The following is a 16,315-nucleotide window of genomic DNA, read 5'->3' as shown; positions in this document are numbered from 1 at the left end:
CTATGGTCCCTCCTACTTAGAAGTTGTGTCTTCTGTGCTGTCATCTTGCTTTACTACTGCATCTACTTCACTACCGTCTTGCAGTGTACTTGTATTTGAACAGATTATTTGATCTCCATCTTTAATGCCGGAAGTTATTTCTACATTATTACCATTAGTTTCCCCAATAGTAACTTTAGTTTTCTTAGCCGTTCCATTATCATTAATAAAAACATAATAGTCGCCCTCATTTCCTACCAAAGCATTAACTGGTACAGTGATTATTTCATTGTTTTGATCACTTACAAGCGTTACCTTTCCATAAATACCTGGCAATAAAGACTTATCACTGTTATCTATTTTAACTTTGCAGTTAAATACCCTTGAAGTTGGATCAGCTGCTGCATCAATAGTTTGTATTGTTCCATTATGAGTTTGGTCACTTCCTTCAACTATAACTGTAGCTGCCTGTCCTATTTTTACTTCACTTATTTTTTCTTGTGGTACCTGTATTGTTGCATATACAGATGATACATCATTAACAATTGCAAGGGCTGTACCTGTAGATGCCATTTGCCCAACATTCATACTTTTACCACTTATTACTCCACTTATCGGTGCTTTAATTACTGTATTGGCTAAATCACTTTGATTTTTAGCCAAAGCCACCTTCTGTGCTTCTAAATTTGCTTTTGCTGTTTCAATACTTGCTTGTGAACTTTGAATACTTGCATTTCCTGAATCATAATCTGCCTTAGCTGAATTTAAAGTTTTTTCAGATGCTTGAAGATCTGTTTGTGATATGGCTCCACCATCAAATAATGTTTTTTGTCTATCATAATTACGCTGAGCATCATCTAAATTAATTTTATATTTTTGCAGGGCTGCCCGGGATACATTTAATGATTGCTCCGCTACTTCTACTTGTTTCTCATTTACATCTATTTGAGCTTGTGCAGTTTTTATACTATTTTGTATATCTTGATCATCCAAAGTTGCTATTGTATCGCCTGCATTTACATATTGTCCATTTTCAACTGATACTGAAACAATTTTCGCTGCTATTTTACTTGTCACTGTACCTTGCTGAACAGCCTCTAAACTAGCCTTGTATGTATCGCCTGCATTTTTTTCTACTGTTTTAGCTGTCTGTACTTCTACCGATGTTTTGCTTGCAACTGCTTGAGTTGGTTTGCCTTTAGCACTTGCTGATAACTTACTTTTAAGCGCAATTCCTCCCCCTGCAATAACTGCAATAATCACAGCATACACAACTATTTTTTTCACGTTTTTCATTGTGATCCTCCTCTATTTGTAACATCATATATTCACTTTTCTTATATAATTACTTCTACATCTTCTTGTGCTTCCACTCCTCTTAAACGCTCCTATAGGATAATTTTCATTTTTGCTCATGTTTATTAAACTTCCGAGAATTTAACATTTAACTTATCCGTAATTCTTAGAAGCATAATTTTTATCTAATCCCATTGTCATTAGTTATATTTTATATTTCCATATTATGTAGAACACTATTAATCTGGGCATCTATGTATATTTTTTCATATCTTTATAAACAATTTCTAAACTTTTTTAGATTTTAAAATATAATCTGAAACTAACGATATAAATTCCAAGATAAAAACATAAGTGGCTACGCAACACACTCTCTTGATAACTTTTTTTGCAAGTTAGCCCCATATTATTTGTCTATTTATTTATATAACTGCCTTTGAAAACGCAAAAGTTTCGCTCCTTTCTAGTATTATAAATACTAGAAAATAAAAAGATCTTAGATTAATAAATTTATTATTAGCCTAAGATCTTTTCTTAATTTTATAGATATATAATTTAAACATTCAAATTTTTAAATAAACATATTTACAAATTTGTCAAAACTTCAATCTTAAATATTCATTAGAAATTATAACTTAAATATAAGTAATATTGCTTATCTCATTTGTGATATTTTTAATAACGAACTATAATTTAAATCTGTATCCCGCGCCCCACACAGTCTCAATAAATTGAGGATTACTACTATCTTCCTCAATTTTATCTCTTATTCTATTAATATGCACAGTAACAGTTGCAACATCAGCAAAGGAATCCATGCCCCAAATTCTATCTAAAAGAATTGTTTTTGAAAATACGATATTAGGGTTTGTTGCTAAAAATAGCAGAAGTTCAAATTCTTTGTTAGCCAATTTAACTTCTTTATCAGCAACATATACCCTTCTTTCCCTTTTCAATATTTTTAATCGTTTAAACACCATGACTCCATTATTTATATTATCTTTTTTCCCCATTGAAGTTAATCTATCATAGCGTGAAAGATGTGCATTTACTCTAGCGACAAGCTCACTTGGGTCAAAAGGCTTGACAATATAATCATCCGCTCCAAGATTAAAACCTTTTATTTTATCTACCGAATCCTTTTTAGCTGTAACCATTAGTATAGGTATCTCTTTATTACTTCTTATCTCTTTACAAAGCTGAAACCCATCTTTACTTGGAAGCATTAAATCAAGCAGTATTAAATCAAATTCTCTATTCAATGCGAAATTTAATCCATCTTCTCCATTAAAGGCAATTTCAGTTTTAAATCCGCTTACCTCAAGATAATCCCTTTCTAGTTCTGCAATCAATTTATCATCTTCTATTATCAATATTTTTCGCATCTTCTTTTCTCCCATTATGTTTATATGCAATTAAGCTTAATAGTCAATATATTTTTTCTTATCACAGTCAATATATGAACCCTAGGCAATACAATTCATTTTTTATCGTTTAGTCCACAATTCCTTCTAGCTTAAGATATATTTTTATAAATTAAACTTTTTAGAGTATATATGTTAAATTTTATTATTAATCGGAAAAGTTATAATAATAGCTAATCCATTGTCATTTTCAGCAGTAATTGTGCCATTATGAGCTTTTATTATATATTCGCAAATTGAAAGCCCAAGTCCACTTCCTTCACTTGAATTGGCTCTCGATGGGTCTTCCCTATAAAAACTAGCAAATAGTTTTGACAAATTTTCTTCTAAAACCCCTGGTCCATCGTCCTTTATTTTTAAAATAACGCTGTCTTCCACTTCTTCTATGGTAATATCTACCTTACCATATTCTTTCACTTTGTATTTTACACTATTCTCGAGTATATTTGTAAGCACTCTTCGAATTTCTTCAAAATCCATTCTAATAAAAATATTATCTTTACAATTATTTTTATAAGTTAAATCAAGCCCCTTACCTCTAAATTCTAGTATAGCATTGCTAAAAAAATCTAAAAAGAACTCATTACAATTTATATTTTCAAAGTTAAAAGGAAATTTTCCAGTATCTAATTTGGAAAAGAAAAATAATTTATCTACAAGCTTGTCCATATCACAAGTTTTACTATATATAATTTCATAATATCTTTCACGTTTTTCATCTGTATTTGCAATTCCATCCTTTAATCCTTTTGAATATCCTTTAATTGTTGTTAATGGTGTACGTAAATCATGAGATATTCCTGCGACCAATTCCTTTCTATTTTGCTCATATTTTAGCTGCATATCAATTGATTCTTTAAGCCTTACTCTCATTTTATCAAAATCCCTACAAACTTTTGCAAATTCATCTGTCCCTTGATAACTCAGCTTAAAATCAAGGTTCCCTTCTTCTATTTGTCCCGCACCATAGCTTAGTAGCTCTAAAGGTTTAATCAAACTTTTAGCTACTCGTGACGATAATATCCCATTAGTTAAAATAATTATAAGCAGCGCTACTATGAATACAACCCCCATGTAACTTAATAGAAATGTTCTTGCCTCTGCTTTCATTTGCTGTCTGCTCATTAAATTATTATTTGATTTTACAGCAAGCATATTAATATTTTTTCCATCTTTATTTAAACTATTTTTAACTAAACTAATAGAATTAACCTCAAGGACTATTGAATCTGAAGATGTAAGAACGTCTCGCTCAAGCTTGGACATAGCATTTTTATCAGCATCAGTTATATTAGAAAATATTGTGTCGCCGTCACTTGTAATTATAAAGTCATAACCGGCATTTTTAAGATCTTCCTTCGTCTTGTTATAATCATTAATTTTATCATAATTATTCCTAATTTCTTTATTATACATAAATAAAGTTTTCTGAATAAATGATATTCCACTATCCTCTTCAAAAACTTTTATTTTCTTACCATATATCTCTGTAAATCCTTCTAGAACTCCAACTGCAATAACTACTATCAATATTGCTGGAACTATCAACATAAAAAGATTTGACATAGCCAGCCGTTTTTTTATCATCATAATTACAATATCTCCTTCTAATTTCTCTGTTAATCAAATACTTTCGCTAAAATATGCCCCACAAAATGGCTAATTTTTAGCTTACTCTCACAAATTAACATAATTATAATATAAAATACCACTTTATTCATCGTTAATCAATGCTAGTATTTTAATAATTCAATCATTCTAAACTAACCTATCAATAAATTCACAACCAATATGTCCACTTATAATAATATGGCCTACTGCTACTATAAAACTACTCATTTTTACACATCTGCTCCTTATATGTATAAATTTTCACTTTATCTAGGCATGAGATGAAAGTATAACAGCTCCAAGGTCAATCTTTACCTTAGAGCTGTTATTATTAATTCTATATCATTATGACAATTAATGATTTTATTCGTAAAATACCTCATTAAGTCGTTTTTATCATTCTGCCACTGCTGCATCTGTTTCTTCTTGTTTGCCTTGTTTTAATAAAAGTGTTGGAATTATTACAATAGCAGTTATGATTGAAATTATAAACATTGTCTCATTAAGTGCTTGAAGCTGTGCCTGACTTGCAACTTCGCCAAAAATCTTACTTAAAGCAATTCCTTTAGCATCACTGCCTGATATCCCACCCTTAATAAGTGCACCTTGAAGCATTTCAAATAACTTCATGCTATTTTTATTAAAAGATGTCACTTGTGAAGCTAAGTTAGAATAATCAACCACATTTCTATGCTGCATAATACTTGTAATAATTGTGACACCTATAGAAGTCCCTACCTGCTTTACTGTATTAGTTAAAGCAGATGCATTTGACATTGCTGCCTTTGGTAATCCACTAAAACCTACTGTTTGAACTGGTGCCATAAGAAATCCCACACCAAAGCCTCTAATCATTAATAGAATCGTAATATCTATATTAGGTGTATCCAACGTAATTTTTGACATACTATAGCTGTTAATTCCTATCAAAACCAATGCAAATACAGCAAATAATCTAACGTCAAATTTATTACCAATTTTCCCATATAAAATCATAGATATAGCTGTTGCTATTGCTTCTGGAAATAAAATCAAGCCTGTACTCATTGAATCAAGTCCCCTTATTTGTTGAAGAAATATTGGCATAAGAAACACACCACCATAAAGAGCTAACATTGCAATATTCATGATAATATTACTCATACAAAAAGTGTAATTCTTTAAAAGTTTTAAATCAAGCATAGGTTCTTCAATGAGTAATTCATTCACAACAAATATGATAAGACTGTAGCACCCAACAATCATAAGCACTATATTTTTTATATCGTTCCAGTCCAAATCACTTTTCCCAAGTACATAGAGAACGCAGGACATTCCAATACTCGAAGTCAAAAATCCAATAATATCGAATTTCTTTGAGGACGTATGTTCTGATTTCTTAAATATAAGTATAGCCATTATTATGGCAACTATCCCAACTGGAAGATTTATAAAAAAAAGAAATCTCCAATTGAAATTTTGAATAATATATCCACCTAAACTTGGTCCTAAAGCTGGAGCAGCCATTACACACATTCCCATTAACCCTATAGCCATTCCAATTTCACTTTTATCAAAAGTAGTCATTAATATCGTCATACCAAGCGATATTATGCAAGCCCCTCCAATTCCTTGAATTACTCTTGCAATTATCATTATATTCTCATTCCATGAAATACCGCATAATAGTGAACCTAAAGTAAATAAAATTAATGCCATAACAAATACGCTTTTAGTGCCAAATTTATCTCCAAAATAACTTGTTGAGGGAATTACAACTCCTAAGGTTAGGGTATATGAACTAACAACCCATTGTATTTGATCTATTGATGCGTTAAATGTCTGCATCATTTTAGTAATAGAGATATTAATAATACTGGTATCTAGGTTTACCATAAAAATTGCCATAATTACAACGCTCATAATAAGCCATTTAGATGAAGATTCTTTTTTATTTTCCATACTTCCACCTACTTTATATGTATTTTTATATCTGCATTTGTACCAGGTAGAAGATTAGCATCATTTTTCTCAAATTCAATTTTTACAGGTACCTTTTGAACAACCTTAGTGAAAGTTCCACCAGAGGAGGATGGTAGAAGTGAAAATGCTGAATTTGAAGCTTTTCCTATATACTCAACTTTACCTTTAAATGATTTCCCTTCAAATTGATCAATTTTTATATCTACACTTTGTCCTTCATGTAATTTTTCAACCTTGATTTCTTCTATATTAGCAGTTATATAAAGCTTTTCTGGGTCAATCATTACTGCAAGTGTCGATCCAGCCGAAACATATTGTCCCTCCTCAGTTTCCTTTTTAATAATTATCCCATTAGTTGGTGCTCTAAGTAACGCTGAATCAATATTAGCATCTGCTAAGCCATTAGTATCTAGACGACCTAAAATTTGATCTTTTACATCTTTATCCCCTTCTTTTGCATTAAATTCAAGAAGTTTACCTGATACTTGCGGAGTTATGCTGATAAAATCTCCGTCAACCTTTGCATCTTCTGTTGAAACAAAGTTTTCATTGTTATACCAGTAATAAAAACCTACTCCACCAAGGGTAATTAACATTGCACATAATATTAATAAAATTATTGTTTTACGTTTTTCTTTCATCCCTGTCATCCTTTCTTAGCCTTTTATACCAACTTCAGCAAACATGCCTGGTTTCAATTGCCCCTTTGAATCTGTTAAAACTATTTTAACTAAAACATTGGAGTTTTGAGAGTTTAATGTTGAATTTATTACTGATATGGTTCCTTCAAATTCTGAATCTTCTATTTCGGATACTTTAACTTCTACAGCTTGTCCTTCTTCCAAATCTTTTACAAGCCTTAGAGGTGCATATGCATTCACACACAAAGCATCTGGATTAGATATTGAAATAAGTGTGCTTCCAGGCGCTGCCATTTCGCCTTTATTTATATTCTTAACAGTAACTTTACCTGAAATAGGCGCTGTAATGCTTCCATTATTTAATGCCACCTGCGCTGTTTTCACTGCCTCTTCAGCTTGATGTACTTGAGCCTTGTAAACATCTATACTTGTTTCTGTAGCACCATTTTTAAGCATTTCTAATTGTTCTTCTGCAGACTTTTGTCCTGACTCAGCTGAGGTAAGTTGCTGCTGTGCAGTTTCAAGCTGCACCTCTGTAGCTGCGCTAGCATCAAATAAAGCTTTTGTACGATCATAATTCTTTTTAGCAACATCATAGGTTGCTTTAGCGCTATCCAAAGCTGCTTGCGCTTGTGATATTTGTTCAGGCTGAGTGCTATTCATAGCATTATTCAAATTTGCATTTGCAGTATTTACTGCTGCTTGTGCCTGATCTACCTGCGCTTGAAGATCCTGAGTATCTAATTTAATCACGGCATCACCTTGATTTACAGTTGATCCTACATTAACTAATACATCTGAAACTCTAGCAGAAATCTTTGAAGATACATTAACTTGATTATCAGTCTCAATCCTTCCAGCCATAAGATATATGGAATTTTGCTTATTAACCTCTTCTACTTGAATAGCATTTTCATTCTTATTATTTTTTACAGCGCATCCCGTAAAAAGAGAGGTTCCTATAAGCGTTGATAATATAATTAGCAATACATATTTCTTCATAAATTAATTACTCCTTTAACAAACTAATCTATTTTATGCCTTCATCTGAAATTACATCTCGTAGGTCATTAGGTTTTATAATTTCAAAGATTGGATCTAAAACCTTAAATAAAGCTATTAAATCTTCTCTTAATGAACCATGATTAGCGATTTCTAATTCTATCGATAGTGCTTGCTGGCTTATAACAGCAAGTATAAGATAACATTTTTGTGGCCATCGGAGATAAATCACCACTCTACTAATCCAATTAATAATCTAGAATTTACAAAATCTAAATACTACGAATGTTATACTTCTTTTAAGGTACACGAGTACCTTAAAAGAAGTATAACATTGGAAATTACAAAATGCAATACTAAATATTAGCATTAATAAATCATAAATATCTCTGAAACTTCGGAATCCTTAATAGATGTAAGTTCTGCCATTTTCTTTTTAATGTGCATATTCTCAAGAATATATATTTTTTAGAATATTACCATATTGGTTCTAGTATTCTCTCCCTATGCCAAGAACTATAAAAAAAATACCTATAGACCAAACACTTTCTTCATGTGTCTTGTTCATAGGTATAGTTTTAAATTATCTTTTTGATTTTGTTGAAATTTCGACATTTAGCTTTCTTCCAGCAAATTTCTTTCCAGTGCAATGCTTCATTATGGATTCCGCTGCAGCCTCTGTTACATTTACAAATGAAAACTTTTCAAGAATATCAATATCTCCGACATCTTCTCTTTTTACCTTTGCATTCTCATTAAAGAAATCCACTAGCTTCCTTGGATTAATCTTATCCAAGCGTCCTACATTCAAAAACAGTCTCTTGTAATCTGTCTTCGAACCTATTTCATTTTCAGTATAGTCATAGTTCACTTCTTTACTATATACCATATCCATTAATGCCGCTGCTACTTCTACGAGATTAAACTCTTCATCAAGTTCTGTTGCCATTGGTATAAATTTCTTATAGCTATCCTGCTCCAAAGTTTCCTTTATCTTTGAAAACATATTTTTGTACTTTGAAACAAATATTTCATCAACAGTAGGAATTTCTCTTCTTCTTATCTTGCTTTTTGTAACCTTTTCAATATGTTTAAGAGACATATATTCCCTTGCAGTAACCAATGTGTAAGCAACACCTTTTCTATTTGCTCTACCTGTTCTGCCTATTCTGTGAACATAGGATTCTACGTCCTGAGGCAAATCGTAATTTATTACGTGAGTTACATTTTCAACATCTATGCCTCTTGCAGCAACATCAGTTGCTATCAGAAATTCTAAACTTCCTTCTTTAAATTTTCTTAAGGTATTTATTCTCTGATTTTGATTCATATCTCCATGCATTCCTTCAGCAGTATACCCTCTTCCCTGGAGGCCTTCTACCAGTTCATCAACATTCCTTTTGGTCTTGCAAAAGATTATTGCAGAAGTAGGTTCATCAACATCCAGTATTCTGCATAGTGTTTCAAACCTATCCTTGTTTTTAATTTCATAATAGTATTGATCCACTGTAGCTACAGTCATTGCATTTTTTAAAATGGCTATGTGTTTCGTTTCAGACTTCATATATCTTTTAGCAAGTCTTTTGATTTCTTCAGGCATAGTAGCTGAAAACAACATTGTCTGCCTGTCTTGATTTGAATTTTTTATTATTTCTTCTATATCATCAATAAATCCCATGTTTAGCATTTCGTCAGCCTCATCCAATACAAGGAATTTGATAGAACCTAAATTCAAGACTTTTCTTCTTATTAAATCCAACACTCTACCCGGAGTTCCTACTACTATATCTATTCCCCTGCGTAAAGCTGAAATCTGCCTGTCAATAGGTTGCCCACCGTATACAGGAAGTAACTTAATCTTAGTAAACTTAGCTATACGATTTAGTTCATCATTTACCTGTATAGCAAGCTCTCTTGTAGGAGTTAGTATGATACTGCTTATCTTCCCCTCTGAGCTTCTAATTCTGCTCAAAACTGGTGCTCCAAATGCCAGTGTCTTTCCAGTTCCAGTTTGTGCCTGCCCAATAACATCATGGCCTTCTAGAAGAACTGGTATTACCTCAGCCTGAATCTTAGATGGTTCTTCAAATCCCATTGCATCAATAGCTTTAAGAATATTCTCATCAAGACCCAATTCGCTAAATACTTTATTTTCCACATTAAACCTTCTTTCTGTTTTTTTATAGTATTTGTAAATTTAATAAATTTATTTCAATGAAAAACCACCTTAAACAAGGTGGCAAAATTAGCTAATATATTGTTAAGCAACATACAAAAGTTATTTTATACTCTTTGAATATTAGTTGCTTGAGGGCCTTTTGTACCTTTTTCAACATCAAACTGAACTTTATCGCCTTCTTGTATACTAAATCCTGAAAGAGAAGATGAATGTACAAACACATCCTTTTCCCCCTCTACCTCTATAAACCCAAATCCTTTTTCCGAATTAAAAAACTTTACTGTACCTGTTTTCATAAATATCCTCCTTAATAAAATATTGTATTTTGACTTGTTAAGCATTACCACTTTTAAAAATAGGTGATAATTTATTATTTATCTAGACCTATTTTTCTCATTATTAAGTATTCCCATAATTTCATAAACAATACTTTTTAAAGAGCAAAATAAACTATGCCTTCTTATTAATGTTGTATTTTCATTGATTTGATTTTTTAATTATCTCCAAATCTTATATCTTGATTATATTATACACTTAATTCGTTTGTAATTTCCAGTTATATTTTTAATTAATGAATATATTGTAATATTCTACTAAGAATATAGTAAATTATCTATTAGATTTATTTAAAAACTATGCATTTTTTTCTTATGAAAATCTCTTTCAAAATGCCCTATCATATTCGCAACAGTATTTTCACTCTTTTTAATCATCACAGGTGAATATTTAAAAAGTTTTTCATTCCCATATATTTCAAAATTTCATCAAGGTCAGTATCAACAATTTTTCTTAGTGTTATTTCATCATCTGCAATATATGGAAATTGTTCATATGGATTTTTATTCAAATTATTCCCAACCTCCCATATTAGGTGTGAATTTTATATTTTCCATTTACAAAGTAGCCCTAATTTTCATATCCATAAGATTTCCTAATTAGATCGAAATGTTCTTGCATAGCATTGTAAGCTAGTGATTCATCCCTTTTCTTTAAATTTCTTAATAAATTCTCATGTATCCATAATAAGCTTTCTTTTGTATTTCCCTCATGAAAAATTTGCATTCTAGCATTCCGTATGAATTCGTCTACAAGTTGAGATATAACATTAAGTACATTAATTAATAATACATTTCTTGAAGCCTTTGCAATTAATTGATGGAACTTAATATCTAATTCAACACTTTCTTCTTCATTACTAGCAATATACATCTTGTCCAATAATTCTGTTAAGAGTTCAAGCTCACTATCTTCTATATTTTTAGCCGCTAATTTAGAGCATTGAAGTTCTAGCGTTTCCCTTAAATCATACATTTCTTTTGGCGAACTCTCCTGCAGCATAAACATTATTGAAAGAGGTTCAAGCAACGAGTTATTAAAATTTGTTCGTATATAATTTCCTGCTCCATGTCTGCTTTCTATTAATCCTATGACTTCTAAAGCTCTCATCGCTTCCCTCACAGATGCACGCGATACCTCAAGAGATTCTGCCATCTCTCTTTCCGTAGGTAATTTATCTCCCTTTTTTATTTCTCCATATTTTATTTTATCCTTAATTTTCTCTATCACTTGATCATATACTTTTGGATTTTTATTAGGTACAAGCATATGTTATGTATCCTCCTTTTCTTATTGATATTTCTTAATACATTATACATCAATTTTCTAAATTCTAATATTCTGAAGAACATGTATTCTTCTATGGTAATATTCTTCACAATATTTATTCTTTGCCATATTAGCATCATACGATATTTAAACGTATATCCAAAGCTCATATTTAAAAAATGGCACTGTATTACTTTTATGAAAGCACTACTATGAATTGCAATTGATAATATCGAAAATTTAACAATTTTAAATATTCTATTGTTAAACTAGTCATCAAATATCAACTTGTATTTAAATTCACCATGTTAAATATACATGTTAGCCATATATCTTTAATAGGAGGTGATAACATAATGGATACTAATGAATTAATTAGTATCGTGGCTAACAATGGTTTTCCTATAGCGGTAACTGCATATTACTAATCCGCTTGGAAAAACAAATTGGAAGCCTATCTAATTCAATTAATAAATTAAATACTATAATATCAGCAAAACTTTGAATAGCTCTAGATGTAAATCCTAGTGATGATTCTAATAAAGTGGATTAAGTAAAGGCTATAAACATTGAAAATTCAATGCTTATAGCCTTTAGCTTTGTTTGTAGCTTAATTTCTCATTTTTAAAATTTATAAATTTAAATACTATTGTACCATATGTTGCAGCTAAAATTGATGCAATCATAATACACATTTTTGCTTCAGATAATATATTGGCATCTGCAAATGACAATGATGACACAAATATTGACATAGTAAATCCAATGCCACCAAAAACACTTGCACCATATAAATGTCTTTTGGTTACATTAGATGGAAACTTAGCTATTTTCAATTTTATTAAAATAAATGAAGTTCCAAATATACCAATTTGCTTTCCTACAAAAAGACCAAATATAATTCCTAATGAAGCTGGTGAAAACAAACTGCCTGAAAAATTATCAGTATTAATTATTATACCTGCATTTGCAAACGCAAATATTGGCATAATCACAAAGCTAGACCATGGTGTTAAAATATGTTCGAGTTTATACAATATTGAAGTTTTAAATTTATGAATATTTTCTCCAATTGGCAATGACATGCCTAGTAAGACTCCTGCAATTGTTGCATGTATACCGGATTTTAAAAGACAAATCCATAGAATTATACCTAAAATAATATAAATAGATGTATATTTAATTTTAAATTTATTAGCCAAGATAAGCGTAGCAAAAACTATTAATCCTAATAAAAGCGCTATCCATGAAATTTGACTATTATAAAATATTGCTATTACTATAATAGCACCCAAATCATCAACTATAGCGAGTGCAGTAAGAAATACAACTATTCCTTTTGGAGCATTTTTTGCAACTAAAGAAAGCATTCCAAGTGCAAATGCAATATCTGTTGCCATGGGTATCCCCCATCCTGTAATGGTTGGCTCCTTATAGTTAAATAATGCATAAATAATTGCAGGCACAATCATTCCTCCTATAGCTGCAGATATTGGAAGTATTGTCCTTTTAAAAGATTTTAGTTCCCCAAACACAACCTCTCTTTTTATTTCCATACCAACAACTAAGAAAAATATAGCCATCAATCCATCATTAATCCAGTGAAGAACTGACATTGATAATGAAAACACACCATATCCAATCGTTATATTTGTGTGGAATATGTGCTCATAGCCTCCTGAAAAGCTCGAATTTGCAATTATAATTGCTGCAATAGCGCAAATTAAAAGAATTATACCACTAGAAGACTCACTTTTTAAAAAGTATAAGAATGGACTTAATATTTTAGTTTTTATTTTATCTTTCATTATTACCCTCCTTTTTAATGCGATGCTAGCTAGAATATTACTTAAAAATGTTTTGGCTTTATTAAAAATCTCCATAAAAAAAGAGGCGGTAAAACTCAAAAAAGAGCTTCCCACCCCAGAAACTAATTGCTTGAAAACAAATTATATAATTTGCCCAACCGTATCTAACCACATTAATTCATTTTATATTATATATTATATTACACATTAATTTAATAATCAAGATTTGCTCAATGCGCTTAATGACTATTTGCTATATTTTTTAAACAAATCATCTAGGGCTTCTCTAAGAAGAAATGCTTCGGTTCTATCATTTGCTTTTGACAACCTTGATAATCTATCAAGTTGAGTCTTAGTGAAATAATTAGATTTTAGTACCATACTCTCTGCTTCAGAAAGACATACTCTATTCTTACCTAATTCTTTTGCCCTAAATAATGCACTATCAGCTACTCTAAAAAGTTCAACTACATTTTTAGCATCTCTTGGATAACTCGCTACACCGAAACTTAAAGTAAAATAAACATTATCATCAGAATTTTCATCTAAATTAAATGTATTATCTGATAAATACCTTCTTATTTCTTCAAGCTCCATAAAGCTTCTTTCAGCTCCCTTTTTTACAAGTAGAATATTAAATTCATCACCTGATCTAAATATCATGTCTGTTGAAGATAAATTGTTATTTAAAATTGAAATAAGCTTTTTTATCACCTCATCTCCAATAGAGTTACCATATAAATTATTTAAATTCTTAAAATCATCAATATCTGCAACAACTATGCTAAAAGGACCTTCATTATTAGATATTAATTCCTCCATTTTAATTATTAATTCCTCTTTTGATGTAAGCTTGTTATCCATAAATAACCTCCATATATAATTAAGTCTTATTATAAATCACTCTATTTTCTTATAAATATACTATGACTTAATTATACTAACACCAACATATATATGCGTCAATATATACTAAACATTAATATCCTTTTTGCTATGCTATATATTCAAAAATCCTATGAATATTTAAAATTATTTATTATAATTTCTAAAATATTAAATTCATATATATGTTAAGCAAAAGCCAATATTTGATTTAATATATACGTATCTATATATATTGACATATATATGTTGAAATGATATGCTTATATACAGATAATGACAAAAAAAAGAATAATTATAACGCTGAATCTTTTTGAGCGGGAGAACCATTTTTTGGGGTGAATCTTATTTTAGGATAAGTAGGGTTATTTTTCTTCAATCCGAATCCGTCAGCTAATCTCGTAAGCGTTGAAGAGAAGTTTTTGTATACTGCTAATATACTTTTTTTAGTATACCCATAAATATTATTGCTTAATAAGCTATAGAGACTTCTCTATAGCTTATTATTTTTTAACTAGTAATTTAAAAAAGGAGGCTTCTTATGTTAAAAGTATGTTTAATTGGACTTGGAAAAACAGGAAAAGAAATTGCAAAAATGATATTCAACCAAAGGAATATAAAAATTGTAGCTGCCATGTGCAGCCCTGGGAGCTTGAAAAAGCATATTGATCTAGGTGAAGTAATTGGAATTCAAGAAATTGGTATAAAAATTGAAGGAACTAATAAACTAGAAGAAACACTTGTACTTTGCAGGCCAGATGTCGTAGTCGATTTTTCTACGCCTGAAGCTACTTTAAAGAACTCTAGAACAATATCTCAAATGGGGATTAATATGATAATAGGTACCACAGGATTTTCAGAAGTAGATTTAGATAAAATAAGAAATCTAGCCTATAGAAATCACACTGGCATAGTGTATGCTCCCAACATAACTCTTGGAGTAAATGTGCTGATGATATTAACCAAATTAGCTTCCATCCTATTAAATAATTATGATTTTCAAATTTCTGAGATACATCATAGAGAAAAAAAGGACATTCCATCTGGTACTGCTTTAAAGATAGCTAATGAAATAAAAGATGGGTTAGTTTACTTAGGTAAGGATATTTCTAAAGAAAATATTCCAATTAATTCAGTTAGAGCTGGTGGTGTTGTTGGAAAACATGAAGTTATGATTGTTGGAGAAAATGACAGAATTACAATTTCTCATGAATCCTTTTCGAGAAAAGTTTTTGCCAGTGGAGCAATCCATGCAATAAGTTTTATACAAGATAAGATTGGATTCTATGAAATGAGTGATGTTTTAAGCTTATCAAAGATAATAAAAGATTTATATGCTCATGAAAATAATTTTGACTCTAATAATAATCTTGATAGTCTAATAGCCGCAGATATTCAATAATCAATTAGAATTTACAAATAAATATGCTAACGTTTGAGAGGAGTTTTTAATTTGTAAAAGAAATTATGAAGGTACATTGTGCACCTATACTGAACCTTCTGATAAAAGCCATGAATGCAAGAATTGTGGAATATGTGATAAATCTAAGAAAGACGAATATAAAGGTCTTGAAAAACTCTATAGGGATGAAAGAATTTGTCGCCAAAAAGTAACGTTAGAATGAAAAGATATGGATATGGAAAATTTAAATGCTGAAATAACAGACTGCGCTACTTCCCCTGCATATAGAGGTAAAGGGATTCTTGCAAATGTAATCTATTCTTTAGAATGCGATCTTAAATCTAAAGGTTTTCTTACTTTATATAGTTTATGTAGGGCTATAAACCCTAGTATAAACTTTGTATTAAGTAAGCATAATTATAAATTTACAGGAAGAATGGTAAACAACTGCAATATATGTGGCACTTTTGAAGATATGAATATTTGGGTAAAGAATATTAATTAATAATTGGAGCTTAAGC

15 protein-coding genes, 2 pseudogenes, 1 riboswitch and 1 other annotated feature are annotated in these 16,315 nt (G+C 30.4%); of the genes and pseudogenes, 4 read left to right on the top strand and 13 right to left on the bottom strand.

The annotated features are described in order from the left end of the window. Window positions 1-12: 12 nt before the first annotated feature. From L1S46_RS20925 to L1S46_RS20880, 11 genes are all read right to left on the bottom strand, one after another. Window positions 13-1,275, bottom strand: coding sequence for an efflux RND transporter periplasmic adaptor subunit (locus tag L1S46_RS20925; RefSeq protein ID WP_077828885.1), 1,263 nt, complete (start codon window positions 1,273-1,275; stop codon window positions 13-15). Between the two features lie 686 nt (window positions 1,276-1,961). After that, window positions 1,962-2,660: a response regulator transcription factor gene (locus L1S46_RS20920; protein ID WP_077828886.1), complete on the bottom strand. Its 699-nt coding sequence runs from the start codon at window positions 2,658-2,660 to the stop codon at window positions 1,962-1,964. A gap of 174 nt (window positions 2,661-2,834) precedes the next feature. Beyond that, window positions 2,835-4,289, bottom strand: coding sequence for an ATP-binding protein (locus L1S46_RS20915; protein ID WP_236897610.1), 1,455 nt, complete (start codon window positions 4,287-4,289; stop codon window positions 2,835-2,837). Window positions 4,290-4,706: 417 nt separating this feature from the next. Beyond that, window positions 4,707-6,251: a DHA2 family efflux MFS transporter permease subunit gene (locus tag L1S46_RS20910; RefSeq protein ID WP_077828888.1), complete on the bottom strand. Its 1,545-nt coding sequence runs from the start codon at window positions 6,249-6,251 to the stop codon at window positions 4,707-4,709. An 8-nt stretch (window positions 6,252-6,259) separates the two neighbouring features. Then, a complete protein-coding gene (locus L1S46_RS20905; protein ID WP_077828889.1) occupies window positions 6,260-6,913 on the bottom strand; it encodes an HlyD family efflux transporter periplasmic adaptor subunit in 654 nt (217 codons plus the stop codon). 15 nt (window positions 6,914-6,928) lie between these two features. After that, window positions 6,929-7,915, bottom strand: a complete 987-nt coding sequence (locus L1S46_RS20900) for an efflux RND transporter periplasmic adaptor subunit (protein ID WP_012059119.1) — start codon at window positions 7,913-7,915, stop codon at window positions 6,929-6,931. A 28-nt stretch (window positions 7,916-7,943) separates the two neighbouring features. After that, a complete protein-coding gene (locus L1S46_RS20895; RefSeq protein ID WP_236897608.1) occupies window positions 7,944-8,150 on the bottom strand; it encodes a hypothetical protein in 207 nt (68 codons plus the stop codon). Between the two features lie 348 nt (window positions 8,151-8,498). After that, entirely contained in the window at window positions 8,499-10,073 is a 1,575-nt protein-coding gene (locus tag L1S46_RS20890) for a DEAD/DEAH box helicase (protein ID WP_012059121.1), read from the bottom strand. Window positions 10,074-10,198: 125 nt separating this feature from the next. Continuing rightward, window positions 10,199-10,390 (bottom strand): cold-shock protein, encoded by a 192-nt coding sequence (locus L1S46_RS20885; protein WP_012059122.1) that lies wholly within the window; start codon window positions 10,388-10,390, stop codon window positions 10,199-10,201. Window positions 10,391-10,806: 416 nt separating this feature from the next. Then, window positions 10,807-10,941 carry a hypothetical protein gene (locus L1S46_RS26420; protein WP_272904572.1) on the bottom strand — a complete coding sequence of 45 codons (135 nt, stop codon included), beginning with the start codon at window positions 10,939-10,941 and terminating at the stop codon, window positions 10,807-10,809. Window positions 10,942-11,000: 59 nt separating this feature from the next. Continuing rightward, complete coding sequence (locus L1S46_RS20880; protein ID WP_077828890.1) at window positions 11,001-11,699, bottom strand: FadR/GntR family transcriptional regulator; 699 nt, start codon at window positions 11,697-11,699, stop codon at window positions 11,001-11,003. Between the two features lie 356 nt (window positions 11,700-12,055). Between L1S46_RS20880 and L1S46_RS20875 the strand changes: the two are divergent. Continuing rightward, a pseudogene (locus tag L1S46_RS20875) lies at window positions 12,056-12,204 on the top strand (YvrJ family protein). Window positions 12,205-12,292: 88 nt separating this feature from the next. Here the strand turns inward: L1S46_RS20875 and nhaA are convergent. Both nhaA and L1S46_RS20865 read right to left on the bottom strand, forming a co-directional pair. Then, window positions 12,293-13,507, bottom strand: a complete 1,215-nt coding sequence (gene nhaA, locus L1S46_RS20870) for a Na+/H+ antiporter NhaA (RefSeq protein ID WP_077828891.1) — start codon at window positions 13,505-13,507, stop codon at window positions 12,293-12,295. 104 nt (window positions 13,508-13,611) lie between these two features. Continuing rightward, window positions 13,612-13,667, bottom strand: a sequence feature (sodium ion sensor (DUF1646 type); this cis-regulatory element may regulate processes involved in with the transportation of sodium ions). Window positions 13,668-13,753: 86 nt separating this feature from the next. Further along, a complete protein-coding gene (locus tag L1S46_RS20865) occupies window positions 13,754-14,371 on the bottom strand; it encodes a GGDEF domain-containing protein (protein WP_077828892.1) in 618 nt (205 codons plus the stop codon). A 312-nt stretch (window positions 14,372-14,683) separates the two neighbouring features. Continuing rightward, a riboswitch (cyclic di-AMP (ydaO/yuaA leader) is annotated at window positions 14,684-14,815 on the top strand. 118 nt (window positions 14,816-14,933) lie between these two features. Between L1S46_RS20865 and dapB the strand changes: the two genes are divergently transcribed. The 3 genes and pseudogenes from dapB to L1S46_RS20850 all read left to right on the top strand — a co-directional run. Next, window positions 14,934-15,794 (top strand): 4-hydroxy-tetrahydrodipicolinate reductase, encoded by an 861-nt coding sequence (gene dapB / locus L1S46_RS20860; RefSeq protein ID WP_077828893.1) that lies wholly within the window; start codon window positions 14,934-14,936, stop codon window positions 15,792-15,794. Window positions 15,795-15,859: 65 nt separating this feature from the next. After that, window positions 15,860-16,006, top strand: a complete 147-nt coding sequence (locus L1S46_RS20855; RefSeq protein WP_207652005.1) for a hypothetical protein — start codon at window positions 15,860-15,862, stop codon at window positions 16,004-16,006. Further along, window positions 15,997-16,299, top strand: a pseudogene (locus tag L1S46_RS20850) (putative beta-lysine N-acetyltransferase); the annotation flags it as partial. The gene L1S46_RS20855 and the pseudogene L1S46_RS20850, both read left to right, overlap by 10 nt. Between the last annotated feature and the right edge of the window lie 16 nt (window positions 16,300-16,315).

Origin of the sequence: Clostridium sp. YIM B02500, assembly GCF_022324665.1 — a bacterium.
Taxonomy (GTDB): Bacteria; Bacillota; Clostridia; order Clostridiales; family Clostridiaceae; genus Clostridium; species Clostridium beijerinckii.
This window is presented reverse-complemented; position numbering and strand designations above follow the sequence as displayed.